23 protein-coding genes and 3 pseudogenes are annotated in these 24,133 nt (G+C 66.8%); 10 read left to right on the top strand and 16 right to left on the bottom strand.

Going from position 1 to position 24,133, the window contains the following annotated elements:
• Positions 1-14: 14 nt before the first annotated feature.
• Positions 15-1,154 (bottom strand): hypothetical protein, encoded by a 1,140-nt coding sequence (locus M5I08_RS26720; protein ID WP_307728264.1) that lies wholly within the window; start codon positions 1,152-1,154, stop codon positions 15-17.
• 239 nt (positions 1,155-1,393) lie between these two features.
• Between M5I08_RS26720 and M5I08_RS26715 the strand changes: the two genes are divergently transcribed.
• Positions 1,394-1,555: a hypothetical protein gene (locus M5I08_RS26715; RefSeq protein ID WP_307728265.1), complete on the top strand. Its 162-nt coding sequence runs from the start codon at positions 1,394-1,396 to the stop codon at positions 1,553-1,555.
• A 77-nt stretch (positions 1,556-1,632) separates the two neighbouring features.
• On the opposite strand, the pseudogene M5I08_RS26710 reads toward M5I08_RS26715, so the two are convergent.
• From M5I08_RS26710 to M5I08_RS10245, 8 genes and pseudogenes are all read right to left on the bottom strand, one after another.
• Positions 1,633-1,836 (bottom strand): annotated as a pseudogene (locus tag M5I08_RS26710) (hypothetical protein); the annotation flags it as partial.
• Positions 1,837-2,100: 264 nt separating this feature from the next.
• The gene (locus M5I08_RS10275) at positions 2,101-2,313 is read right to left on the bottom strand and encodes a hypothetical protein (protein WP_219070088.1); all 213 of its coding nucleotides are present in this window, start codon (positions 2,311-2,313) and stop codon (positions 2,101-2,103) included.
• Positions 2,283-2,966, bottom strand: coding sequence for a histidine phosphatase family protein (locus M5I08_RS10270; RefSeq protein ID WP_219070090.1), 684 nt, complete (start codon positions 2,964-2,966; stop codon positions 2,283-2,285). The genes M5I08_RS10275 and M5I08_RS10270 overlap by 31 nt, the downstream gene beginning before the upstream one ends.
• Before the next feature lie 43 nt (positions 2,967-3,009).
• Positions 3,010-3,225 (bottom strand): hypothetical protein, encoded by a 216-nt coding sequence (locus M5I08_RS10265; protein WP_249763236.1) that lies wholly within the window; start codon positions 3,223-3,225, stop codon positions 3,010-3,012.
• The gene (locus tag M5I08_RS10260; protein WP_219070092.1) at positions 3,222-4,295 is read right to left on the bottom strand and encodes a class I fructose-bisphosphate aldolase; all 1,074 of its coding nucleotides are present in this window, start codon (positions 4,293-4,295) and stop codon (positions 3,222-3,224) included. Before M5I08_RS10260 ends, M5I08_RS10265 begins: the two co-directional genes overlap by 4 nt.
• Positions 4,292-6,661 carry a phosphoketolase family protein gene (locus M5I08_RS10255; RefSeq protein ID WP_219070094.1) on the bottom strand — a complete coding sequence of 790 codons (2,370 nt, stop codon included), beginning with the start codon at positions 6,659-6,661 and terminating at the stop codon, positions 4,292-4,294. Before M5I08_RS10255 ends, M5I08_RS10260 begins: the two co-directional genes overlap by 4 nt.
• 79 nt (positions 6,662-6,740) lie before the next feature.
• On the bottom strand, positions 6,741-6,977 hold the full coding sequence (locus tag M5I08_RS10250; protein WP_219070096.1) for a hypothetical protein: 237 nt from the start codon (positions 6,975-6,977) through the stop codon (positions 6,741-6,743).
• Positions 6,974-7,828 (bottom strand): slipin family protein, encoded by an 855-nt coding sequence (locus tag M5I08_RS10245; protein ID WP_249763235.1) that lies wholly within the window; start codon positions 7,826-7,828, stop codon positions 6,974-6,976. Before M5I08_RS10245 ends, M5I08_RS10250 begins: the two co-directional genes overlap by 4 nt.
• A gap of 296 nt (positions 7,829-8,124) precedes the next feature.
• On the opposite strand from M5I08_RS10245, the gene M5I08_RS10240 reads away from it, so the two are divergent.
• The 3 genes from M5I08_RS10240 to M5I08_RS10230 all read left to right on the top strand — a co-directional run bounded on the left by M5I08_RS10240 (position 8,125) and on the right by M5I08_RS10230 (position 12,000).
• On the top strand, positions 8,125-9,033 hold the full coding sequence (locus M5I08_RS10240) for a cation-transporting P-type ATPase (RefSeq protein WP_249763234.1): 909 nt from the start codon (positions 8,125-8,127) through the stop codon (positions 9,031-9,033).
• Positions 9,005-9,922: a carbamate kinase gene (locus M5I08_RS10235; RefSeq protein WP_249763233.1), complete on the top strand. Its 918-nt coding sequence runs from the start codon at positions 9,005-9,007 to the stop codon at positions 9,920-9,922. Before M5I08_RS10240 ends, M5I08_RS10235 begins: the two co-directional genes overlap by 29 nt.
• 851 nt (positions 9,923-10,773) lie before the next feature.
• Positions 10,774-12,000 (top strand): IS110 family RNA-guided transposase, encoded by a 1,227-nt coding sequence (locus tag M5I08_RS10230; RefSeq protein WP_249763285.1) that lies wholly within the window; start codon positions 10,774-10,776, stop codon positions 11,998-12,000.
• Positions 12,001-12,194: 194 nt separating this feature from the next.
• Here the strand turns inward: M5I08_RS10230 and M5I08_RS10225 are convergent, their stop codons facing one another.
• Positions 12,195-12,434, bottom strand: coding sequence for a hypothetical protein (locus M5I08_RS10225; protein WP_219070862.1), 240 nt, complete (start codon positions 12,432-12,434; stop codon positions 12,195-12,197).
• A gap of 128 nt (positions 12,435-12,562) precedes the next feature.
• On the opposite strand from M5I08_RS10225, the pseudogene M5I08_RS10220 reads away from it, so the two are divergent.
• The 5 genes and pseudogenes from M5I08_RS10220 to nirD all read left to right on the top strand — a co-directional run.
• A pseudogene (locus tag M5I08_RS10220) lies at positions 12,563-12,958 on the top strand (hypothetical protein); the annotation flags it as partial.
• 780 nt (positions 12,959-13,738) lie between these two features.
• Positions 13,739-13,840 (top strand): annotated as a pseudogene (locus M5I08_RS27275) (dihydrofolate reductase family protein); the annotation flags it as partial.
• 63 nt (positions 13,841-13,903) lie between these two features.
• Positions 13,904-14,242, top strand: a complete 339-nt coding sequence (locus tag M5I08_RS10205; RefSeq protein WP_219070860.1) for a hypothetical protein — start codon at positions 13,904-13,906, stop codon at positions 14,240-14,242.
• 213 nt (positions 14,243-14,455) lie between these two features.
• Positions 14,456-17,020, top strand: coding sequence for a nitrite reductase large subunit NirB (gene nirB, locus M5I08_RS10200; protein WP_249763232.1), 2,565 nt, complete (start codon positions 14,456-14,458; stop codon positions 17,018-17,020).
• Positions 17,017-17,421, top strand: coding sequence for a nitrite reductase small subunit NirD (gene nirD, locus M5I08_RS10195; protein ID WP_219069508.1), 405 nt, complete (start codon positions 17,017-17,019; stop codon positions 17,419-17,421). The genes nirB and nirD overlap by 4 nt, the downstream gene beginning before the upstream one ends.
• Before the next feature lie 435 nt (positions 17,422-17,856).
• Here nirD and der read toward each other — a convergent pair whose 3' ends face one another.
• Genes der through M5I08_RS10165 form a run of 6 tightly spaced genes read right to left on the bottom strand, consistent with a single transcriptional unit; the run spans position 17,857 to position 23,199 of the window.
• Complete coding sequence (der, locus tag M5I08_RS10190) at positions 17,857-19,257, bottom strand: ribosome biogenesis GTPase Der (protein ID WP_219069510.1); 1,401 nt, start codon at positions 19,255-19,257, stop codon at positions 17,857-17,859.
• Between the two features lie 52 nt (positions 19,258-19,309).
• Positions 19,310-20,002, bottom strand: coding sequence for a (d)CMP kinase (gene cmk, locus M5I08_RS10185; protein WP_219069512.1), 693 nt, complete (start codon positions 20,000-20,002; stop codon positions 19,310-19,312).
• Positions 19,999-20,751 (bottom strand): pseudouridine synthase, encoded by a 753-nt coding sequence (locus M5I08_RS10180; protein WP_370328632.1) that lies wholly within the window; start codon positions 20,749-20,751, stop codon positions 19,999-20,001. The genes cmk and M5I08_RS10180 overlap by 4 nt, the downstream gene beginning before the upstream one ends.
• Positions 20,751-21,497 carry an SMC-Scp complex subunit ScpB gene (scpB, locus tag M5I08_RS10175; protein ID WP_219069516.1) on the bottom strand — a complete coding sequence of 249 codons (747 nt, stop codon included), beginning with the start codon at positions 21,495-21,497 and terminating at the stop codon, positions 20,751-20,753. Before scpB ends, M5I08_RS10180 begins: the two co-directional genes overlap by 1 nt.
• Positions 21,494-22,339, bottom strand: coding sequence for a segregation/condensation protein A (locus M5I08_RS10170; RefSeq protein ID WP_219069518.1), 846 nt, complete (start codon positions 22,337-22,339; stop codon positions 21,494-21,496). The genes scpB and M5I08_RS10170 overlap by 4 nt, the downstream gene beginning before the upstream one ends.
• Positions 22,336-23,199 carry a ParA family protein gene (locus tag M5I08_RS10165; RefSeq protein WP_219069520.1) on the bottom strand — a complete coding sequence of 288 codons (864 nt, stop codon included), beginning with the start codon at positions 23,197-23,199 and terminating at the stop codon, positions 22,336-22,338. Before M5I08_RS10165 ends, M5I08_RS10170 begins: the two co-directional genes overlap by 4 nt.
• Positions 23,200-23,377: 178 nt before the next feature.
• Here M5I08_RS10165 and M5I08_RS10160 point away from each other — a divergent pair, with 178 nt between their 5' ends.
• Positions 23,378-24,130, top strand: coding sequence for an O-methyltransferase (locus M5I08_RS10160; protein WP_219069522.1), 753 nt, complete (start codon positions 23,378-23,380; stop codon positions 24,128-24,130).
• The last annotated feature ends 3 nt before the right edge of the window (positions 24,131-24,133 follow it).

Here is a 24,133-nt window from a genome sequence, read left to right as displayed (position 1 = left end):
GTGCAGCATCGACGTCACTCTGTTCTCAGCAGCACGAGCAGGCTTCGGGCGCCCAGGCTGTACTCGGAGCCGGCGCGCAGCACAGTCACGCCCGGCGCCGCGGAACCCGTGGCCTGGGTGGTGTCCAGGACCGGTACCCAGGTGGTCCCGCTGCTGGAGGGCGGCATGGTGAAAACCTGTGGGTTCCAGGAGGCGTTGAACAAGATCAGGAACGTGTCGTCGGTGAGCACCGTCCCGTGCGCATCGGTGGCGGTGAGGGCTGCGCCGTTGAGCCACACGGCCACCGCCAGCGATCCCGAGTTCCAATGGTCCTGTGTCATGGGCGTGCCGTCTGTCGATAACCAGACCACATCATCGCCGGCACCCGGCCGGGGCGGCTGGCCGGTGAGAAAGCTGCGGCGCCGCAACACCGGGTGCGCGTTGCGCAGGCCGATGGCCCGGATGGTGAACGTGAGCAGATCGCGGCGCTGCTGGTCCAGGTCCCAGTCGTACCAGCTGACGGCGTTGTCTTGGCAGTACGCGTTGTTGTTGCCCAGCTGGGTGCGGCCGATCTCATCGCCGCCCTGGATCATCGGCACGCCCTGCGACATCAGCAGGGTAGCCAGCAAGTTGCGCCGCTGTTGGGCGCGCAGCGCCACGATGCCCGCATCGGTGGTGGGACCCTCTGCGCCGCAGTTCCAGGACCGGTTGTCGTCGCTGCCGTCGCTATTGTCGTGGCCGTTGGCCTCATTGTGCTTGCTGTTGTAGGAGACCAGGTCGGTCAGCGTGAAGCCGTCGTGGCAAGTGACGAAGTTGACCGACGACGTCGGCGACTGATCCGGGGCCCTGAACACGTCACCGGACCCGGCCACCCGGGTGGCCAGCTGGCCGATGCCGGCTTGGGCGCGCCAGAAGTCACGCACGGTGCTGCGGTAGTGGTCGTTCCACTGCGCCCATCGCGGCGGGAACTGGCCGAGAAGGTAGCCACCGCTGGCATCCCAGGGTTCGGCGATCAGCTTGACGTGGGAGATCACCGGATCCTGGTAGAGCAGGTCCAAAAACGCCGCGGACCTGTCGGTGTTGCCTTCCTGACGGGTCAGGATGGCGGCCAGATCGAAACGGAAGCCGTCCACGTGCATCTCGGTAACCCAATAACGCAGGCTGGAGGTGATCAACCGCAGTACCTCGCGCTGGCCGGCGTCGAGCGTGTTGCCGGTGCCGCTGTAGTCGTAGTAGTGGCTCGGGTCGTTCGTGTCCAGCCAGTAGGTGCACCGGCATCAACTCGACGGCCGTCACGCCCAGCGACTGCAGGTGCGCGATGATCGGGGCGGAGGCCACACCTGCGTACGTGCCCTTCTGGGCGTCGGGCACGTGGGGGTGTCGCTTGGTCACGCCACGTACATGTGTCTCGTAGATGACCGAGTCGGCCATCGCGATGCCCGGCGATGTGTCGTCGCCCCAGTCGAAGGCCGGGTCGACCACCACCGAGCGTGGGACGTGCGGGGCGGAGTCGCGGGGGTCGGGGCTAGTGCGGTCATCGGGCACGTGGCTGATCGCCGAGGGGTTTCCGTCGTAGCAGCCGTCGATGGCCCTAGACCAGGGGTCCAGCAGCAGCTTGGCCTCGTTGGCCCACATGCCCGCAGCTGGGTTCCAGGGCCCGTTGAGTCGGTAGCCATAGCGCTGCCCGGCGCCGATCCCGGGCACATAGGCGTGCCATACGTCGCCAGTGCGGGCCGTCACCGGCAGCCGTGTCTCCGTGCCGTCGTCAGCGAACAGGCACAAGCTGATGGCGCCCTGGGTCGCCGAGGCGGAGTAGACCGCAAAATTGGTCCCCTGGGTATCGGGCGTCGATCCCATCGGTGTCGGCCGGCCCGGCCACACATCCATCAGTCGCGGCCGCCGAACGTCACCAGTGCCAGTCGCCCATCCCCGGGGTTCATCAGACTCCGGTGGTTGCCGCCCTTGGGCTGGGCAACTGACCGTTCCGGGCGGTACGGATCTCCACCCAGCGCTTCGAGGGCGTGACATCCCGCTCCGCGGGATGTCACGCGCGCGACTCAATTCGCGGTAAGCAGCGCTCAGGAGGGCCGGCAGAGGCGGGCCCGACCGCCTGGCCGGTAATCAGAGCCGGCTCCGGAACGACTCCAGCTCCCGGTGACGCTCGGGGGTGGTTGTGGGGTGGGCCATCTTGAGGTCGGCGAGGGTGCCGAGGACGATCAGCTGCCTTTTGTAATCGTCGTGCGACTTATAGAAGGCTTTCACCGCCGTCGGCAGTGTGGCCAGGTCAACGTGCCGTCCGGCCGCTACCCGGAAATCTGACGAGTCGATTGCCACAATCGGTCCTTTCTCAGCGACTCGGCTGGCGCGACGTTCTCGCTGGAGGCAGTCCGGTTGCCAATGCCGTCGAGCAGCGCAGCGTCCACGTTCCACCGCCCGATACAGCGTTCGCCGTGGTAGTCCTCGATCACCGAGATCGAGGCGGTGAGGCTGGCGAACAGGCGCCCGTTCTCCGCGGCAAGGCCCAGCGCCCGCGCGGCCAGGATTCGGGAGAAGTGCCCGTGGGTGACGACGACGACCGGCTCGGCGCACCTCACGACGTGCGCGTCGAGAAAGGCATCGGCCCGCATACCGACGTCGTCGGTGGATTCACCGTGGGGGCATCCGTCGCGCCAAATGTCCCAGCCGGGCGCCAGCAGGCGGATCTGGTCGTCGGTCAGGCCTTCGTAGTCGCCGTACTGATACTCCGCGACAAGCGGATCCACTGTTATCGGCCGGCCGGGGAGGGCGAGGGCAGCGGTTGCGGTGGCCCGTCGGCGGGGGCTGGAAAACACGAGCGCGCTGTCGCCGGCCAGCACGCGCTCGACCAGCGGCGCCAGCAAGGCGGCCTGCCCGCGTCCGTGCGGCGTCAGCGGCAGATCGGTGATGCCGGTGTATCGGCGAGAAAGCGTCCATTCGGTGCGGCCATGGCGGACGATGACCGGCTTCATCGTGGGTCACCGTCGTCCCGGGCCGGCGGCCCGGTAGTGATCGTCATGACGAGGTTGGCCGGTCGTGTTCGGTGCACCAGTTGCATCGGCGGGGGTATGCGGCGCCGGGAAGGTCGTCGTAGCGGGTGATGCCCCGCGTGTAGGGACAATCACTGCTGTCGTGGAAGGGGTGATCCGCAGGGGCGCTGGGGGTGTGCAGAAGACGGCACGGTGTCGAGGAGTCGATCTCCTTCGGTGTCGGCCCGCGGCTGGTGCTCATGTGTGATCCAGGATGCCGGTGTGGGCATACTCGCCGCGGCGGGCGTCCCGATTGGCTTTGGCCCGTTGCGCAATGGCGTGTTGGGCACGGCCCGCATTCGTGTGCCGGCCGTCCCAGATGCTCAGGGCGGGTTGCTGGATCGCTCTGCCGTAGGAGAACGCCACCGGCCACGGCAACGGTGGCCGGCCCGCGGCGTTGATGGCATTGAGCCGGGCCGTGGCCAGGTCACCGGATTGGCCACCGGACAGGAACACGATCCCGGCGACAGCAGCGGGCACGGCGCGGCGCGGGCAGCAGATCGTGGCCTCGGCGACCGCCTCGAGGGCCGGCTGGATCGGGCAGGTCAACCCGGGTAGAACCATGTTGGTTTTGAGCAGTATGCCCTCCAACAGGACACCTTGCGCGTGCAGCTGGGAGAAGACTTCCCGCAGAACGTCTTCGGTGACCTCACCGCATCGGGTAAGCGTGTGCTCGCCGGCCATGAGGACTTCGGGTTCCACGATCGGAACCAGGTCGGCTTCCTGACACAGCGCCGCGTAGCGGGCCAGGGCGTGGGCGTTGGCCTGCACGCAGCCACGGCTGGGTAGGGTCTCGCCGATGGTGAACACGGCCCGCCATTTGGCGAACCGGGCACCCAGGCCGGCGTACTCGGCCAGCCGTTCACGCAGCCCGTCGAGGCCCTCGGTCACTTTCTCTCCGGGGTGAGCGGCCATCGGTTTGGCACCGAGGTCCGCCTTGATGCCGGCCAGGATTCCCGCGTCGGCGAGCACCGTGCGGAACGGGACGCCGGCGGCGGTGTCCTGGCGGAACGTTTCGTCGTAGAGGATGACGCCGCTGATGCTCTCCGCAAGACCGGGGGTGGCCACGATCAGTTCCCGGTAGGCGCGACGGTTGTGCTCGGTCGGGGCGATCCCGAGCCGGGCGAATCGCTTGTTGCAGGTGGGGATGGACTCATCGATGGCGAGCAGGCCCTTGTCACCGGCGACCAACGCGTTCGCCGCGGCCACCACGCCTGGCATGCCCGGCGCACCGACGGCCGTCACATGCGTCGGCGCCGCAGACGTCGTCATTGTGAGGGGTTCCAGGTCCAGTTGCGGATTTCGGAGTGGTCTTGGCCGTGGATGTTGATGTAGCGGGTGTGTTCGACGAGTTTGTCGGCCATGGTCTGCTTCAGGTAGTCGCCGGTGGCGCCGAGTTGCGGGAGGCGGTCGATGACGTCGGTGACGAGGTGGTAGCGGTCGAGTTTGTTCTGTACCCGCATGTCGAAGGTGGTGGTGATGGTGCCTTCTTCGTTGTAGCCGCGCACGTGCAGGTTGCGGTTGGTTCTGCGGTAGGTGAGTCGGTGGATCAGGGTGGGGTAGCCGTGGAAGGCGAAGATGATGTGTTTGTCGGTGGTGAACAGGGCATCGTAATCGCGGTCGCTCAGACCGTGCGGGTGCTCACTGGCCGGCTGCAACTTCATCAGGTCGACCACGTTGACCACGCGGATCTTCAGCTCAGGCAGGTGTTCCCGCAAGATCTGCGCCGTGGCGAGCACCTCCAGCGTGGGGGTGTCCCCGCAACACGCGAGCACCACGTCGGGGTCGGCGCCGGAGTCGTTGCCGGCCCATTCCCAGATCCCGATGCCTTCGGTGCAGTGCACTTCTGCTTGCTCGATGTTCAGCCATTGCGGCATCGCGTGTTTGCCGGCGACGATCACGTTGACGTAGTGGCGGCTGCGCAGGCAGTGGTCGGCGACCGAGAGCAGGCAGTTGGCGTCCGGCGGCAGGTATACCCGCACGATGTCGGCTTTCTTGTTGACGACGTGGTCGAGGAAGCCGGGGTCTTGGTGGGTGTAGCCATTGTGGTCTTGCTGCCACACGTGGGACGCGAGGAGGTAGTTCAGTGATGCGATGTTGCGGCGCCACGGCAGTTGCGCGGTGACCTTGAGCCATTTGGCGTGCTGGTTGAACATCGAGTCGATGATGTGGATGAACGCCTCGTAGCAGTTGAACAGTCCGTGCCGGCCGGTCAGCAGATAGCCCGCGAGCCACCCTTGGCACTGGTGCTCACTGAGCATCGAATCCAGCACTCGCCCCTGTGGCGCGAGGAACTCGTCGCCTGTGACGGTGCGGGCCTCCCATTGGCGATCGGTGACCTCGAAGACCGCGTCGAGCATGTTCGACACGGTTTCGTCGGGACCGAAGATCCGGAAGTTGCGCTGGTCCTGATTGAGGCTGGCCACGTCGCGCAGGAAGCTACCCAGCACGCGGGTGTCCTCTGCCTCCACCGCGCCCGGTGAGGCCACCGCCACCGCACGGGCACGAAAGTCAGGCATATGCAGGTCACGCACCACCCCGGCGTTGGTGTGCGGGTTGGCGCCCATCCGCCGCTGACCCTGGGGGGCCAGTGCGGCCAGCTCGGGCAGCAGCCGCCCGGCCTGATCGAACAGCTCGTCGGGTTTGTAACTGCGCATCCAGGCGTCGAGTAGTTCGACGTGGCCGGGATGGTGCTCGTCGACGAGCAGCGGCACCTGATGCGCCCGAAACGTGCCCTCGATCTGCAGGCCGTCCACGACCTTGGGCCCGGTCCAGCCCTTCGGGGAGCGCAGCACGATCATCGGCCACCGCGGGCGGGTGGTCTCAGCGCCGGTGCGCGCCGCACGTTGGATCCCGTGGATGTCGGCGATGACGGCGTCGAGGACGCTGGCCATCAGTTCGTGCATGGTCGCGGGGTCATCGCCCTCGACGTAGCGCGGGTCCCAGCCGCAGCCACGCAGGAACTGGTCAAGCTCCTCGTGTTCGATGCGTGCCAGCACGGTGGGGTTGCTAATCTTGTAGCCGTTCAGATGCAGGATCGGCAGCACCGCCCCGTCGCCAACCGGATTCAGGAACTTGGTGGAATGCCAGGCAGTGGCCAGCGGGCCCGTCTCGGCCTCGCCGTCACCGATCACGCAGGCCACGATCAGGTCCGGATTGTCGAACACCGCGCCGAACGCGTGACTCAGCGAGTAACCCAGTTCCCCGCCTTCGTGGATCGATCCCGGAGTCGTCGGTGCCACATGGCTGGAAATACCGCCGGGGAAAGAGAATTGGGTGAACAGCTTCTTCAGTCCGGGCTCGTCGCGGCTGACGTCGGGATAGATCTCCGAATACGAACCCTCGAGGTAGGTGTTGGCGACCAGCGCCGGACCCCCATGGCCGGGGCCGGCGACATAGAACATGTCCAGGTCGTACTTCGTGATGACCCGGTTGAGGTGCACGTAAATGAAGTTCTGCCCCGGCGTGGTGCCCCAATGCCCCACCACCAGCGGTTTCACATCCGAAAGCGCCAGCGGCCGCTTCAACAACGGATTGCCGTACAGATAAATCTGGCCCACCGACAGGTAATTCGCCGCCCGCCAATACGCGTCCATCTTGTGCAGCAGTTCCGGTTCCAACGTTGGGGTGCTCGTCATCGTTTGGGTGCTCGTGATGGGTGTCCTTTGCTCGACACGTCGGGGGTGCTCTGGCGGTTGAGTTCGTGGCTTGTCGGTGTCATGGCGCGGAGTCGGTGAGCAGCCGGACGAGCTGGCGCTCGTCCAGTGCGGTCCAGGAGCCGCGGGCGGCGGGCCACTGATCGGGTTCGTCCTCAAGGCCACGCACCGCAGCCGCGCGGGGTCCGCGCTGATCCGGCGCGGCAACCGGCGTCCTCACCCGGGGGGATCGCATGTCGCGGCAGATCAGCCAGTAACTCCACCCGATCCACGACATGACGATCAGCGCGGCGATCACGGCCGGCTTTCCGCGGCGGGGGTTCCGTTGGGCACCGCTGCCGGGACGGGAATCGGTGGCTGTGGCTCTGGTCGGACTGCTGCGCGGCTTTCCTGGGCCAGGAAGTTTCCGAGTTCGGCGATGGTCGACATCAACGGTGCCGGGAACACGACGGTGCTGTTTTTGTCGACGCCGAGCTCGACCAGGGTCTGCAGATTGCGTAACTGCAGCGCCAGCGGGTGGCCCATCATGGTGTCCGAGGCGTCGCCCAAGGCGGCAGCGGCCAGCGATTCACCTTCGGCGGCAATGATTTTCGCGCGCTTCTCCCGCTCCGCTTCGGCTTGGCGGGCCATCGCCCGCTTCATGCTGTCGGGCAGTTGGATGTCTTTGAGCTCCACCAGGGTGACCTGCACACCCCATTCGATGGTGATGCCGTCGAGGATCGCGCGGATGTCGAGGTTGATCTTGTCGGTCTCCGAGAGCGTCTCGTCCAGACTGTGCTGGCCGACCACCTTGCGCAACGTGGTTTGGGCGATCTGATCGATCGCGGCGTAGATGTTCTCGATCGCCACCACCGACTTCACCGCGTCGACGACCTTGAAGTAGGCCACCGCCGAGACGTCGACGCTGACGTTGTCGCGGGTGATGATCCCCTGGGACTGGATCGGCATCGTCACGATCCGCAGCGAAATCCGGTGCAGCACATCGATGAACGGAATGATCAGCCGCAACCCGGGTTGGCGTTCTCCGACCACCCGGCCCAGCCGGAACAGCACGCCGTTCTCGTATTGCTTGACGATCCGCACCGCCAGCACCAGCACCAGCAGTGACAGGACGATCACAACAACGACGACGACGCCCAGCGCGTTCATCGCCGTGCACCCGTCGGCGAGCCGTGCTGGGGGGTGCCCGCGGCCACGCCATAGCCAACCGTCGTTGTTCGCAGGCGCGGTAAGGGGGCGAATCGAGTGGAAAAACTCTGTGGGACAGTCATGGTGATCCTGATCTGCAGACGATCACCGGCGCGTACGGGCCTCGGAGCCAACGCTCCTCAAAGTTCTGCGGCGGACAGCCGAACCCATCCCAAACCAGCTGAGATTCCCAGCACCTCCCAGGCTACACCCTGGGACCAACCCGCCGAATCCCGTTTGGGGCGAGACCGGACGCCATGACCACTGACACGCCGCGCCACTCGGCGGGCCCACCCGAACCGGGCCGCGACGTGAAATCGGCGCCCATGCCCGAGCTGGAAGAGGAGCTGGACTACTCACCGGCCGGGTTGAGTCAGGCTGAGGCTGCGAAGCGGTTGACGCAGTACGGGCCCAACGAGATCGCGGAACACAAGACCAGCCCGCTGTTCAAGTTCCTCGGCTGTTTTTGGGGCCCGATCCCGTGGATGATCGAGGTCACCGTCATCTTGTCCGGCGGGCTCAGGCACTGGCCGGATTTCTTCATCATCCTGCTGTTGCTGGTGGCCAACGGTGTGGTCGGCTGCACCTCCGAACGACAGGCCGGCAACGCCGTTGATGCCCTCAAAGCCAAGCTGGCAATGAACGCCCGCGCCATCCGGGCCGGCGCTTCGGTCACTGCGCCGGCCCGGGAGCGGGTGCCCGGTGATGTGATCCGGCCGCGCCTGGGTGACATCGTCCCGGCCGACATCCGGCTGCTCGACGGCGACGAGATCGAGGTCGATCAGTCCGCGCTGACCGGGGAGTCGCTGCCCGCCACGTCGCGGCCGGTCCTCTCCATGATCGAGGACCTCGGGTCCGTAAACCACGGACGCAACCGGCAAGTTCACTGCGACCCTGGGACCCGGAAAAGAAGTAGTCGACGCTCCGCCAGGCAAAGACATCGATCAGCAGTTGACACTGCTAGGACAACCAGCCGGAACCGCCGCGTGTGTGACCAGTTCCCGTTTGACGGCGCCGAAGTCACCGACAAGCTCTTCGAGTCGCCCGCCTCAATTGCTGTTCGACCAGGCCGAGGATCGCCTGCACACCATCAAAGCCGTGATGACCCGGGCGTTCGGTGCGTGACCCGTGGTGTCGATGCGGATCGTGATCGCCCTGGGGGGTAACGCACTGCTGGCGCGCGGGGACAAGCCCGATGCCGCCATCCAGTTGGCGCACCTGCGGACGGCCGCCGGGGCGATTGCGCCGTTGGCGGCGCAACACGATGCGGTGATCTGTCACGGCAACGGACCGCAGGTCGGCATGCTCTCGCTGGAGAGCGAAACCGACCACGCCCTGACCCGCCCCTACCCGCTCGATGACCTCGTCGCGCAGACCCAGGGCATGATCGGCTACTGGCTGGCCCAGGCACTGCGCAACGCCGGGGTCAAAAAGCCGGTCCTCGGACTGATTACGCAGACGCTGGTCGATGCCGCTGACCCGGCGTTTGCCGCCCCGACCAAGTTCGTCGGACCCGGCTACGCACGGGACCGAGCCGAAGAGCGTGCTGGCCAACATGGCTGGACCGTCGCCGTCGACAATGGCCGGTGGCGGCGTGTGGTGGCCTCACCCGAACCGCTCCGAATCGTCGAGCAGGATTCCATCACCAGGCTGCTGGACGCCGGTTCGGTGGTGATCTGCGGCGGCGGTGGGGGCGCGGCGGTGACCGAGAACATCGCCGGCCAGCTGAGCGGTGTCGACGCGGTCGTGGACAAGGATTATGTCGCGTCGTTGCTGGGCATTGCGGTGGGAGCTCAGCGCTTGCTGGTGCTCACCGACGTGTCCGCGGTCATGGAGCACCACGGCACACCGGAGGCCACACCACTGACGACTCTGGATCCAGATGATCTGGGCGACATGGCATTTCCGGCCGGATCGATGGGACCCAAGATCGAGGCCTGCCGTCGATTCGTCACCGCGACCGGGCACCCGGCCACCATCGGCGCTCTGGCCGACGCGCAGGCACTGCTCGCGGGCACCGCGACCCATGCCCGCCACAGGACGTCTCTGCGATAGACCTTGTCCTGCAACGCATGAAACCGTCGTCCCGGATCGGCCTTGGCCGACCGGTAAAGCGTGTGCTGCAAAGCTCGAACCGGGTCCAACACGGACCCCGACGCGGCGGGACTAGCCAGATCGGCACTCACCGGGCACCTCCTTCCAGACACAACGCGTGAACGAAGCAGCGGCCCTTCCCTTACCGCAGGTTATGTTGTCCTGCGGCTCGATCGGTACTACGACCGCCTCCGACTCCCACCCGGCGCCCGATCCACTTCCCGGCTCCACACCGGTTATAGGACAAGCTATTCCACGCAATTCGCAGTGCGTTTCGGCCGGGGAGGGCCTCCCCAGTTCCCGCCGTCACCGCCTGAACATTCCGCGCCCTCTTACGCCGGGGAGTCCCTCGCGGCTGCACTTCCAGGGTCTTCACCGCTTCCATGGCCTTCACCGTGAACCGCCCGGCTCGGCTCTCCCTCAATGTCTAACGACGCGGCAGGCTTCACTCGCGTTACGGACCGCTCAGTTGCTTCCCCCAACGGGGCTTTCGACGCTGGGCTTCGACCCGACCCGTTTCCAGACCGAGCCGCCAGCCTGCTACCGGGCCTCCTAATGAGTATTAGCGGGTGCGGCCTTCGGGCAGACTTGCTATCGGTAGCGGCCGGTGGGTGAGCACTGATGCCTCCTGGATTTCGAGTCCTGATGTCAGATCGTCGCCCCCACCGGTTCGCCCGGGAGAAGGGATCGCTGATGGGATGTCGTGCCCGCCCGCGTGGCGTGAGCACTGCTTCATTAGGTCGCCGAGAGCTCTCCCGCACGCTGCCGGCTGTAACCCGGACAACTGCAGACAGGAGCGAGGAGTGGCGAAATTGCTGTACGTGGGCGACGATTGGGCGGAAGATCATCACGACGTCGAACTGATGGACTCGGCGGGACGCAGGCTGGCCAGGGCGCGGCTGCCCGAGGGCGCGGCCGGGATCGCGCGGTTGCACGCGATGATCGGCGCCGAGCTGGGCGCCGACGCCGACATGGCCGAGGTGGCGATCGGAATCGAGACCGACCGGGGCCCGTGGGTGGCCGCGCTGATCGCGGCCGGATACACCGTGTACGCGGTGAACCCGCTGTCGGTGGCCCGGTACCGGGAGCGGCACAGCGTCTCCGGCGCCAAGAGCGACCCGGCGGACGCACACACGCTGGCCGACATGGTCCGCACCGACTCGCACCAGCTGCGCCCGGTGGCCGGCGACAGCGCGGCAGCCGAGGCGGTGAAAGTTGTTGCCCGCTCGCACAAGACGATGATCTGGGACCGCACCCGCCACACCCAGCGGCTGCGGCACGCGCTGCGCGAGTACTTCCCCGCCGCGCTGGAAGCCTTCGACGATCTCGACGCGGCCGATGCGCTGGAACTGCTCGGCAGAGCCCCCGACCCCGCGTCGGCGGCGAAGCTGAACCGCAGCCAGATCCGGGCCGCGCTCAAACGCGCCGGTCGCCGCGACATCGACACCAAGACCAGCCGGATCCAGGACGCGCTGCGCGGCGAGCAGCTCGGCCGCGACCCGGTGATCACCACCGCGTACGCGGCTGCCACCCGCTCGATCGTGGCCGTGCTCACCACCCTCAACGAGCAGATCGCGATCCTGCAAGAGCAGGTGGAGGAGCATTTTCACCGGCACCCGGACGCTGAGATCATCCTGTCGCAGCCCGGCCTGGGACCGATCCTCGGCGCCCGGGTGCTCGCCGAATTCGGCGACGACCCAGCACGGTACGCCGACGCGAAGGCCCGCAAGAACTACGCCGGAACCAGCCCGATCACCCGCGCCTCCGGCAAGAAGAAGGTCGTGCTCGCGCGGTTCGTGCATCAGGACAGGCTCATCGACGCGCTGATGACGCAGGCGTTCTCCGCGCTGCGCGCCTCGCCCGGCGCACGCGCCTACTACGACAAGCAACGCGCCCGCGGCCTCGGCCACAACCCCGCGCTGCGCCAGCTCGCCAACCGGCTCGTCGGAATCCTGCACGGCTGCCTCAAGACCCGCACGCTCTACGACGAAGCCACCGCCTGGCCGTCCCACAATCAAGATCAACAAACCGCCGCTTGACATTTAAGCTCCTGGGATGTCTGACAGCTACCCGGACCGGACTCACACCGGCAGGCGGCGACGAGCTTTTTTTGATCAGCTCATGACCTAAACAATCACCTCCTGACCACTGGGTGCACCGGCTGCAGTACTAACCTCGAAGTCCACTCTGTATATGAGCGCTGGGACCGCGGCAGCAAAGCTTACGTATCACTTTATGGCGATGCTGCCAGCGTTGTCTGTGACTCTTGGTTTTGGTGGCACCAGGCCCGGCCGGGATCGGCCCACCGTCGGGGGCGGACGAGGAATCCGTGGCCGGGTTTCGGGCCGGACACCACGTCCACGGTGACACCCGCCTTGGCAGCTGCGATGGTCACGGCCTGACCGGTGTAGCCCTTATCCACCCCCACGTGGCTGATGGTCGGGGCGATCCGTTTGGCCCTCGGCGCGATCACGGCCGCCGCCGCTGCCGCCGTCTCTCCGAATCTGGACCGCTCGCGACTCGCTACGGCAGCTCTCGAGATCGCAACGGACAGACGTGACTTCGGGACACCGGCTCGGGAGCCGGTCCACACCGGACACGAACTCTGTAATACTCACTCGCCAACGCTACGATGCACTATTCTCGCCGGACGGCCCGATGCTGGCAGCAATTCGTGAAGTCGCTGCCGACCGTGGCTGGCCGACAACCTGGCTGAACAATCAGGCCGCGAGCTACGTGTCCCGGACCCCCGGGGAGGGCAGCCTCGTGTTCGATCATCCGCACCTTCAGGTCGCGGCCGCTCCCCCGCAGCATCTGCTGGCGATGAAAATTCTTGCCGCGCGCGCCGTCCGCGACGGCAAGGACGTGCAGGTCCTGCTGAGGCACCTTGGGATCACGTCGCGCGCGGAGGTGCGGGCGATCGTCGGGCGACTCTTTCCAGGCGTCGAGATAGCCTCGCGGGCACTAGAACTCGTCAGCGACCTGCTGTCACAGTAGGCGCGCTGTTAGGTCACCGTAAGAAGTAGAAGGCCCGGTGAACGTGGCAGAGATAGTCGCTTGGCAGGCTGCTCATCGGTATGCACTCGGAGCGCCGCCGCGGCGCGGTCGAGGTCGAGCGCCGAGGGTGCTCACCAACCTCTCGTTGCGGCGAATAGGCTCGCTCCCATGTCCGGAAACGCCGGCCGATGAGCACTGCGGGTGCCATGAGTTACGACGTGGCCATGCAACTGGCAGCCGAGAAGACGACCTGGTCAAGAGCGGCACCTACCCCGATCCTCCGGTTGGGGCCATCATCTTGGACCGCGGGGGCCAGGTCGCTGGTGTGGGCGTGACACAGCCGAATGGCGGGGGTGACGCGGAGCTGGTGGCGCTGCGGGGGGCGGGGCGTCTTGCGGCCGGCGGCACCGCCGTGGAGACCGGGCTGCTGCGTGAATGGCTGCACAAACAGCGCACCGGCTTGCCGCACGTGACGTGGAAGTATGCGGCCAGCGTTGGGCTCTTCTGCTGTTTCCGTGGGTGCCCGACGGAGCGCTGGTCACGGGTTCGGTTGGGTGAACGCGGATCTGGGCCGCGCCTGCTACGGACGCACCCCTCACGCGTCAAGGGCGCTGCGCGTCGCTTCGCGATGGCCTTTGGCCACCCTTGACCCGCGAGCCTCTATGCGCCCTCCCGGCAGGCGAAAGGGCAGGTCACAGACCTGCCCTGGCCACTGGCGCGGCCCAGAGAACAAGCCTGTCCGGGCCTCGAAAGCCACCCACGGAAACGTCAGTAGATCCCAGCGTTGACGGGCGCAGTGCAGCCGCAGACGGCTCGAGTCAGTGGATCAGCAGTGCTGGCGCGCGTGCCGACGTACATCGACGGCGGGCCGCGGCCGACGCACATCTGACGAGATGACGGTGTTGTGCCAGCGGTTGGCGCCGTAAACGGGAAGGGCTGGGGCGCGTGAGTTTTGGGAAGATCTCGTTTCCCGCTAGCCCGTATGCGCCCGAGATTCTGGCGCTGTCGTGGCCGTCGCAGTCGTCGACGTTGTGGGACGGCTGGACGACGGAGCTCGGGGCCGAGGTGATGCGTCTGCGCGGCCAGCTCAACACCCAGATGGACATCATCGAGGTATTGATGACGATGAGCGGGGAGTTCGTCAAATCCGGTGTGCGTTTGGGCCGTCTGCGTGAAATCGCGCTGCGTGACCGTATCGAGTTGTATGAGGCCGCGGCTCGTCAAACGCACGCCGCGAGACATCACATCTGGCAGCCCTCGCCGGGCGGCGTGGTCTCGCGCTGATCCCGCCCGGCGCGGCGGATAGAGCCCTCGTCGAGCGCCTGGCCTAGTTTTCCCGGTTTTCCCGGTTTTCCCGGTTTTCCCGCGACCCTCACACGCCGGCTCGGGGAGGAGTGAGAAAGGCGTGACCGGGCGGCAACCGTGTGCGACGCCGACGCAATACCGGGGCGGGCCCCGTACCATCGATCGAAAGACCTCGGCGAGAGGAGCGAAAGGATGCGCGTACGCACGGTCGTGGTCATCGGGCACGGCATGGTCGGACACCGATTCGTCGATGCGCTGCGGACGCGGGACACCGACGGCGCCTGGCGGATCGTGGTCCTCGCCGAGGAGGCCGACGCCGCCTACGACCGCGTCGGCTTGTCGTCGTACGTGGGTGCCTGGGACCGGTCGCTGCTCGCGCTCACCGGCAACGACTACGCTGGCGATGCTCTGGTCGACCTGCGCCTGAGTACTACGGTCACGGGTATCGACCGGGATGCCAAGCGGGTGACCGTTGCCGACGGCTCGGCCGTCGACTACGACGCCCTGGTGTTGGCCACCGGCTCGTACCCGTTCGTTCCGCCGGTGCCGGGCAGTGACTCCGACGGCTGCTATGTGTATAGGACGCTGGACGATCTGGATGCGATCCGTGCGGATGCCGAAGCCGCGGTGGCCCGCGACCCCGAGGCCGTCGGCATCGTGGTCGGCGGCGGACTGCTCGGCCTGGAGGCCGCTAACGCGCTGCGACTCTTGGGGATGCGACCGCACATCGTCGAGTTCGCGCCGCGGCTGATGCCGCTACAGGTCGACGAGGCCGGCGGCGAGCACCTCATGCGCTTGGTGCGTGGACTCGGTATCGACGTCACCATCGGCGCTGGTACGTCCGCCATCGAACAGCTTGCCGATGCCGAGGGCGATGGCCTTCGGGTAACACTCAGCAACGACGAGGTGATCGAGGCGGCGCTGCTGGTGTTCTCGGCCGGGGTCCGCCCGCGCGACGAGCTCGCTCGCGAGGCCGGCCTCGACATCGGTGAGCGGGGCGGCGTGATGTGCGACCTGACCTGCGCTACCAGCGATCCCGCCGTCTATGCCATCGGGGAGGTCGCCGCGATCCAAGGCCGCTGCTACGGCCTGGTCGGTCCCGGCTACACCAGCGCCGAAGTGGTGGCCAGCCACCTCCTCGGCGGTGATGCCGAGTTCCCGGGCGCCGACCTGTCGACCAAACTGAAGCTGCTCGGCGTCGACGTCGCCAGCTTCGGCGACGCGATGGCCACCACGCCGGGTGCGCTGGCGGTCGTAGTGTCCGATCCGATCGGTGGGACCTATTCCAAGCTGGTGCTCTCCGACGACGCCCAGACCCTGCTCGGCGGCATCATGGTCGGGGATGCATCCAGCTACGGCACACTGCGGCCGCTGGTCGGCTCGCGGCTGCCCGGCGACCCCGTCGCCCTGATCGCGCCTGCCGGTTCGGGCGACAGACCCGGGATCGGCGTGGCCGCGCTGCCCGACGACGCCCAGATCTGCTCCTGCAACGACGTTTCCAAGGGCGCGCTGCGCGCGGCCGTCGCCGACGGTTCGCGCACTGTCGCAGACCTCAAAAGCTGCACCAAAGCCGGGACGTCGTGCGGCTCCTGCCTGCCCCTGCTGTCGCAGCTCCTGGCAGCCGAAGGCGTCGAAGTCTCGAAGGCATTGTGCGAGCACTTCTGCCAGTCGCGGGCCGAGTTGTTCGAAATCGTCCACGCGAGCGGTATCCGCACCTTCTCCGGCCTGATCGAGCGGTACGGCGCCGGCGCCGGCTGCGATATCTGCAAACCGGCGGTGGCCTCCATCCTCGCGTCCACCAGCTCCGACCACATCCTCGACGGAGAACAGGCCTCGCTGCAGGACACCAACGACCACTTCCTGGCCAACCTTCAGCGCAACGGCACCTACTCGGTGGTGCCGCGCGTGCCCGGCGGCGACATCACCGCCGAGCAATTGATCCTGATCGGCGAGATCGCCCGGGATTTCGGCCTCTACACCAAAATCACCGGCGGGCAGCGCATCGATATGTTCGGCGCCACCGTCGACCAGCTGCCGCAGATCTGGGCGAGGCTCGTCGAGGGCGGCATGGAGTCCGGTCATGCCTACGGCAAGGCGCTACGAACCGTCAAGAGCTGCGTCGGCACCGACTGGTGCCGCTACGGCCAGCAGGATTCCGTGCAGATGGCCATCGACCTGGAGCTGCGCTACCGTGGCCTGCGGGCGCCGCACAAGATCAAGATGGGCGTCTCGGGCTGCGCCCGCGAGTGCGCGGAAGCCCGCGGAAAAGACGTCGGCGTGATCGCCACCGAATCCGGCTGGAATCTGTACCTGGGCGGCAACGGCGGCATGACCCCCAAGCATGCCCAGCTGCTCGCCTCCGACCTAGATGACGAAACTCTCGTGCACTACATCGACCGCTTCCTCATCTACTACATCCGCACCGCGGACCGGTTGCAACGGACCGCGCCGTGGATCGAGGGCCTGGACGGCGGCCTGGACCACTTGCGTGAGGTCATCATCGATGACTCACTGGGCCTGGCCGCGGATTTCGAGGCCGCGATGGAGCGACACGTCGCCGGCTACTCCTGCGAATGGAAGGCCGTCCTCGACGACCCCGACAAACTGGCCCGGTTCGTGTCGTTCGTCAACGCGCCCGGCGCACCCGACCCCACCGTCGAGTTCACCGAGAAGAACGGCCGCAAAGTCCCCGTCCTGATCGGAACCCCCGCCGTTCCATCCAGCAGATACGCCAATCCGGCAGGAGTTTCTCGATGACCGATGCATTCGACACACGCCGTTGGCGAGGCGACTGGACCGCCGCCTGCGCGCTGTCTAGCCTGCAGCCGTTGCGTGGCGTGGCGGTGCTGCTGCCGAACGGTGCCCAGGTCGCACTGTTTCTGTTGACGGACAACAGCGTCCGGGCCATCGGCAACATCGACCCGATCGGCCGTGCCGCGGTGCTCTCGCGCGGCATCGTCGGCGACCGCGACGGCTGCCCCGTGGTGCAGTCGCCGCTGAAGAAGCAAGCGTTCAGCCTGCTCGACGGCCGATGCCTCGACGCCCAAGGCGTGTTCGTCCCGGTATACGACACCCGCATCACGGCGGACGGCGCCGTTTACGTCGCCAACTCCCCCGGCATCCGGTTCGGTCACCGCCGCGCGCCGCTGCCCGCCTGACCGACGGGCATCGCCAGCGGCGGCTCGAATGGCCTGAAGGTCAAGCGCACAACGTGCCGATCTCAGGCGTAGGCCGGAACGGCGGCACGCCCGCATCCGACCTTCCTGCCGCCGCGCGGTCGCCAGGCCGACGCAAAAACATTGTCAACGCCGTTGTCAGGGGCCCGCGTCGCGGAGTCGGCGAGCTGCGCACGATGCTGTCGGACTTCATGTCGATGGTGCGCGCCGACAGTGTGGGGCTGCCTCGGCCGCGCGTGCGCAACCACACCCACTTGTCCGAGCCGACCGCGGGGCAGCGTGCATTCATGGCAGAGCGCGCGGTGCGCGAGCTTACGGTGCGACCGGTCAGTCTCACCCCACTGCTCGAACAGCTGCACGGTCGCGCCGGCCTCCCCGCTCGAGCAGGCCGTGCAGGGCGCCGTTTCGGCGCCGCATTCACCGCTTGGCTTTCCGCTTCTCGCGTACCCGCACGTTGATCCGGATCGGGCTGCCCTCAAAGCCGAACGTCTCACGCAGCCGTCGTTCCAGGTAGCGCCGGTAACCCGCCTCCAAAAAGCCGCTGGTGAAAAGCACGAACGTCGGTGGGCGGGCGGTGGCCTGGGTGGCGAACAGGATCCGCGGCTGCTTGCCGCCGCGTACCGGGGGCGGTGTCGCGGCGACCACCTCCTTGATCCAGTTGTTGAGCCGGCCTGTGCCGATCCGGGTATCCCACGACTCCAACGCACTTTCCAAGGCCGGTACCAGCTTCTGCACGGCCCGACCGGTTTTCGCGGAGATGTTGACCCGCTGCGCCCAACGCACCTGCACCAGTTGGCGGTCGATCTCGTTGTCCAGCTGGTAGCGCCGGTCTTCGTCGACCAGGTCCCACTTGTTGAACGCCAGCACCAGCGCCCGTCCGGCTTCGATCACCATCGACAGCACCCGCAGGTCCTGTTCGGTCAGCGGTACCGAGCCGTCGATCAGCACGACGACGACTTCGGCAGCATCGATTGCGCCGTGGGTTCGCACTGAAGCGTAGTACTCGTGCCCGCTGGCCTGTCCGACCTTGCGGCGGAGTCCAGCGGTGTCGACGAAACGCCAGACCTTGCCATCCATTTCGATCAGCGAGTCCACCGGATCGACTGTGGTTCCGGCGACTTCGTGGACCACCGAGCGCTGATCGCCGGCCAGCCGGTTCAGCAGTGAGCTCTTTCCAACGTTCGGCTTGCCGACCAACGCGACCCGCCTCGGCCCGCCCTCGGTCGACGGCGCCTCGGCCACCTCCGGCAGGGCACCGACTAGCGCGTCCAACAGATCGGCCACACCGCGACCGTGCATCGCGCTGACCGCATATGGCTCACCGAGTCCCAAAGACCACAGCGCAGCCGCGTCTGATTCGTTCTTCTCGCTGTCAACCTTGTTGGCGGCCAGAAACACTGGCTTGCCCGACCGACGCAGGATACGAGCGGCGGCCTCGTCGCCGGCGGTCGCGCCGACCACCGCGTCGACCACCAGGATCACCGCGTCGGCGGTGCGCATCGCCACGGCCGCCTGCTCGGCCACCAGCTGCTGCAGCCCCTTGGCGTCGGGTTCCCATCCCCCGGTGTCCTGCACGGTGAACCGGCGCCCGGTCCACAGGGCGTCGTAGGAGACCCGGTCGCGGGTCACACCGGGGACGTCCTGCACCACCGCCTCGCGCCGGCCGAGGATCCGGTTGACCAGCGTCGACTTGCCGACATTCGGTCGGCCCACCACCGCCACCACCGGCGGCGGCCCCGCGGGCTCGTCTTCTAAGTGCGCAGTGAACTCAACTGATTCCCAGTCACTTTCGTCGGCCCAGGTTCCGTCGTCGGTCATTTGCGCCACTCCTCGATCCAGGCCTCGCCGGCATCATCGCCGTCGGCGCGGCTCATCGGGTGGCCGCGCTTCGCAGACGGACCAACCCCAACAGATGAGCGATTACCTCGGATTCGGTCATGGCGCCGGTATCGACGACCACGGCATCCGAAGCGGCCCGCAGCGGCGACACCGGTCGCGTCGAGTCCAGGTGATCGCGGCGGCGGACATCGGCCAGCACTCCCTCGTAGTCGTCGGGCAACCCGGCGGCGACATTTTGATCGTTGCGCCGCCGCGCCCGGGTCTCGGACGAGGCCGTGAGGAAGACCTTGACGTCGGCTGCGGGCAACACCACCGTTCCGATGTCGCGGCCTTCTACCACGACGCTGCCCGGGCCCTCAGCCAGGGTGCGTTGCATTTCGACGAGTCGGGTACGTACGGCGGGAACCGACGACACCGCGGACACCGCCCGGGTGACCTCGGCGCCGCGGATCTCCGTTGAGACGTCCTCTCCGTCAAGGCAACTGCGATCTTCATTCGGGTCGAAACCCACCGACAACTTGACGGTCGCGGCAGTCGAACCGACTGCCGCGTGATCGGCCGGGTCAATCCCGGCGCGCAGCACCGCCAGCGTGACGATGCGATACATGGCACCGGTGTCCAGGTAACAGGCACGCAGTGCGCGCGCCAGTCCCCTTGATACCGATGACTTCCCGGTGCCAGCCGGTCCATCGACGGCGACTATGATGTTGGAGACTTCGCTCACAGGCCAACCGCTTTGTAGAGACCGCCGATCTCGTTGCCGCGCAAAGCCCGGATACTACCCGGACGCTGCTCACCCAGGGACACGGTGCCGATGTCGGTACGCACCAACGCGTGCACCTGGAACCCGGCGGCCGCCAGCAGCCGGCGCACAATGCGTTTACGTCCCTCGTGCAGCGTGACTCGCACCAGCGTCTTACCGGGGATGGAGTCGACCACGGCGAAATCATCGACCATCGCGGGCCCGTCGTCCAACTCGATTCCGGCCCGCAGCTTTTTACCAAGGCCTCGCGGCACCGACCCGTCGACCGTCGCCACATACGTCTTGGGCACTTCGTAGGAGGGATGCATGAGGCGATGCGCGAGCTCACCGTCGTTGGTCAGCAGGATCAGTCCCTCGGTGTCGGCGTCCAACCGTCCGACGTGAAAGAGCTTGCGATTACCGCGAACTCGGTGCTCGACCAGATCGCCGATGCACGGTCGACCGCGGTCGTCCGACATCGTCGAGTGCATGCCGCGCGGTTTGTTCAGCGCCAGATACACCAGCGAGTCGTCCAGAATGACCCGCGCCCCGTCGACGCGGATCACCGACGCATCGGGATTAACGCGCGTGCCCAGCTCGGTCACCAGTTGTCCGTCGACCTCGACGCGACCGTCGATGATCATCTTCTCGGCGACCCGTCGCGACGCAATTCCGGCCTGCGACAGAACTTTCTGCAGGCGCACCCCTTCCGAGTCGTCCGCCTCGACCATCATTCCCGGTCCACGTCGAACGACGACGGCTGATCGTCAGACACCGCGCCGCCGGAGAGCTTGACGAAACGTGGCTCAGAATCCAGGGATTGGCTCAGGTCCTCGATCATATCGACATCGGGAAGCAGCGGCGCGATGTCGGGAAGGTCGGTCAGCGACGACAACCCGAGCCGTTCCAAGAACAGCTCGGTGGTGGCGAACGTCATTGCGCCGGTGTCGGAGTCGGTGCCTGCTTCGGTGATCAGCCCGCGCGCCAGCAGTGTGCGCATGACCGCGTCGACGTTGACGCCGCGCACCGCGCTTACCCGCGCTCGGGTCACCGGCTGGCGGTAGGCCACTACGGCCAGCGTCTCCAGCGCGGCTCGGGTGAGCTTTGAGCGTGACCCGTCCAGCAGCAGCCGCTCGACGTAGGGCGCGAACCGGGCGCGGGTGTACATCCGCCATCCGCCGCCTGCCTCCCGTAGGTCGATGCCGCTGTCGCGTTCGGTCAGGGTATCCGCCATCACCCGCAGCTTGGCGGCGACCCGATAGGCCGGCTGCTCGGTAGCCGCGGCCAGCGCCTCGACCGTCACCGGGGCCTCCACCACCAGCAGCAGTGCCTCGAGCACCGCGCCCAGTTCGTCGTCGTCGTCGTCGAGCTCGCGCGCTGTCGCGACGTCGAAAAGGCGCCGCTCCTCCGCATCGCTGCGCTCTGCATCGTCGCCGGCGCGGATGCCCAAGTCCGGATCGGGCGACGGGTCGGTCATGAGTATTGGTCTCGCAATTCTTGAGCTTCGAGCGCCTCTGCCCTAACCAACGCTTCGTTGGTCGGCCGTTCTCCGGTCCACGAAACCTGGAGCACACCAAGCGGTTCTGACTGGTCGAATGCTACCGCCCGCGACCGATACAGTTCGAGCAGCGCCAGGAAGCGACCGACGATCTCGATCGGCGCCCCGCAGCCGGCGACCAAATCCGAGAACGACGCCCATTGGCCGGCCCCGCGTTTTTCCAGCAGCGACAGCAGCTGTTCGGCCTGTTCGGGGACCGACACCATCAGCTCGTGCAGATGATCGGTGGCCACGGTCGGCGCTGGCCGCGGCGTGAATGCGATCGCGGCGATCTGGGCGAACCGCTCGGCGTCGACTCCGAGCATCACCTCGGGCAACAGGTCGGAGTAACGGTCTTCCAGCGACACCGCGCGCGGATAGCTGCGCAGCGCGGCGGCCTCCAGCTCGGCAAACATCTGCGCGACGTGCTTGAACGCGCGGTATTGCAGCAGCCGCGCGAACAGCAGGTCGCGGACCTCCAGCAGCGCCACGTCCTCCTCGTCGGTGACCTGCCCGGACGGCAGCAGCCGGGCGGTCTTGAGATCGAGCAGCGTCGCCGCGACGACCAGAAACGCGGTGGTCTCCTCGAGCTCTAGCTCACGACCGATCGCGCGAGTGTAGGCGATGAATTCATCGGTGACCTGATGCAACGCCACCTCGGTGACGTCGAGCCGGTGGGCGAAAATCAGCTGCAGCAGCAGGTCGAACGGGCCCTCGAAATTGGTCAGCCGGACCTGGAAGCCGTTCTGGGGAGATGCCTCGGCGCTGACGCCGCCTCTCACGCGCCGAACCGGTCGATCACCTCGCGAGCCAACGAGCGGTAGGCGGCTGCGCCGCCCGACCTCGGCGCCCACGTGGTGATCGGTTCGCCCGCGACGCTGGTCTCCGGGAAGCGGACAGTGCGGGTGATGACCGTGTCGAACACCAAGTCGCCGAAGCGCTCCAGGACACGGGCCATGACCTCGCGGGAGTTCACGGTTCGCGGATCGTAGCGAGTGACCACGATGCCGCTGATCTCCAGCTTCGGGTTGAGCCGGTCGCGCACCTTTTCTACAGTGTCGGTGAGCAGGGCCAGACCGCGCAGCGAGAAATATTCGCACTCGGTCGGGATGATGACCCCGTCGGAGCAGGCCAGACCGTTGACGGTGAGCAGACCCAGCGACGGCTGGCAGTCGATCAGCACGTAGTCGTAGCGGTCCAGCACCGGGTGCAAGGCGCGGGCCAGCGTCTGCTCCCGGCCGACTTCGTTGACCAGCTGGATCTCGGCGGCCGACAGATCGATATTGCTGGGGACTAAGTCCATGTGTTTGACGCGGGTGTTCATCAGCACGTCGTCGATCGACAGCCGCGGCTCAATCAGCAAGTCGTGGATGGTGTGCTCCAGCTCGTAGTGCGGCACACCCAGGCCCGCGGACAGCGCGCCCTGCGGATCCAGGTCGACGAGCAGCACGCGGCGGCCACACTCTGCGAGTGCGGCGCCAAGATTGATCGTCGACGTGGTTTTGCCGACGCCGCCTTTCTGATTGCACATCGCGACGACCTTGGCCGGGCCGTGTGACGTGCGCGGCTTAGGTTCGGGGATCGCCCGTGGTGGACGTCCGGTCAGGCCGACTTCGGTGCCGCTGTCGGCGACGTCAGACACGAGCGCCACGGCCCGGCGCAGACCGACCCGGTCTGCGCGGCGTTAAGGAAATGACGGACATCGCAGGAGAGTCTAACTGGTATACGCGCCCGCGCCGGCAGACCCGCAACAACGTAACCAGCCAATTTGGACGGCGCAGGCTCCCTTGGCGCATCCTTGGCCCGCTAGCCTGGCGACTATGAGACTGAAGCAGCGCATTCCGTTTTTGCGGTGGTCGGTGTGGCGCATGGCGACCGGATCCCGCAACATCACCGTGACGGGCCAAATTGGCGATGGACGGGAAGCCGCCGCCGTCGAATACGTGCTCAAGCACGCTCGCGCGGGCGACATCGACGACGTCCTGGCGACCATCGACCGATTCGCCTACGAGAAGTCGATGCTGATCAACGTCGGCGACGAGAAGGGCGCGCTGCTCGACGCCGCGGTTCGGCGCGCCGACCCGAAACTCGCGCTCGAGCTGGGCACCTATTGCGGTTACGGCGCACTGCGCATCGCTCGGGCCGCCCCGGTCGCCAAGGTGTACTCCGTCGAGCTTGCCGAAGCCAACGCCGTCAACGCCCGCGAGATTTGGGCGCATGCCGGCGTCGCCGATCGTGTGACGTGTGTGGTCGGCACGATCGGCGACAGCGGGCACACGCTGGACGTGCTGGCCCGCGAGCATGGCTTCACCGCTGGGGCACTCGACTTCCTATTTCTCGACCACGACAAGGACGCCTATCTCGTCGACCTGCAGAGCATTCTCGACCGGGGCTGGCTGCATCCCGGGTCGATCGTGGTCGCCGACAACGTCAAGGTGCCGGGCGCGCCGAAGTACCGCGAGTACATGCGTCAGCAGCAGGGCAAGAAATGGAGCACCACCGAGCACAAGGCGCACGTGGAGTACCAGAGCTTGATCTCGGATCTGGTGCTGGAGTCGGAGTATTTAGGATAGCGG

Origin of the sequence: Candidatus Mycobacterium methanotrophicum (assembly GCF_023515995.1) — a bacterium.
In the GTDB taxonomy this organism is placed as follows: Bacteria; Actinomycetota; Actinomycetes; order Mycobacteriales; family Mycobacteriaceae; genus Mycobacterium; species Mycobacterium methanotrophicum.
Note: the sequence above shows the minus strand (reverse complement) of the source record. Positions and strands in the feature narration are given on the sequence as shown.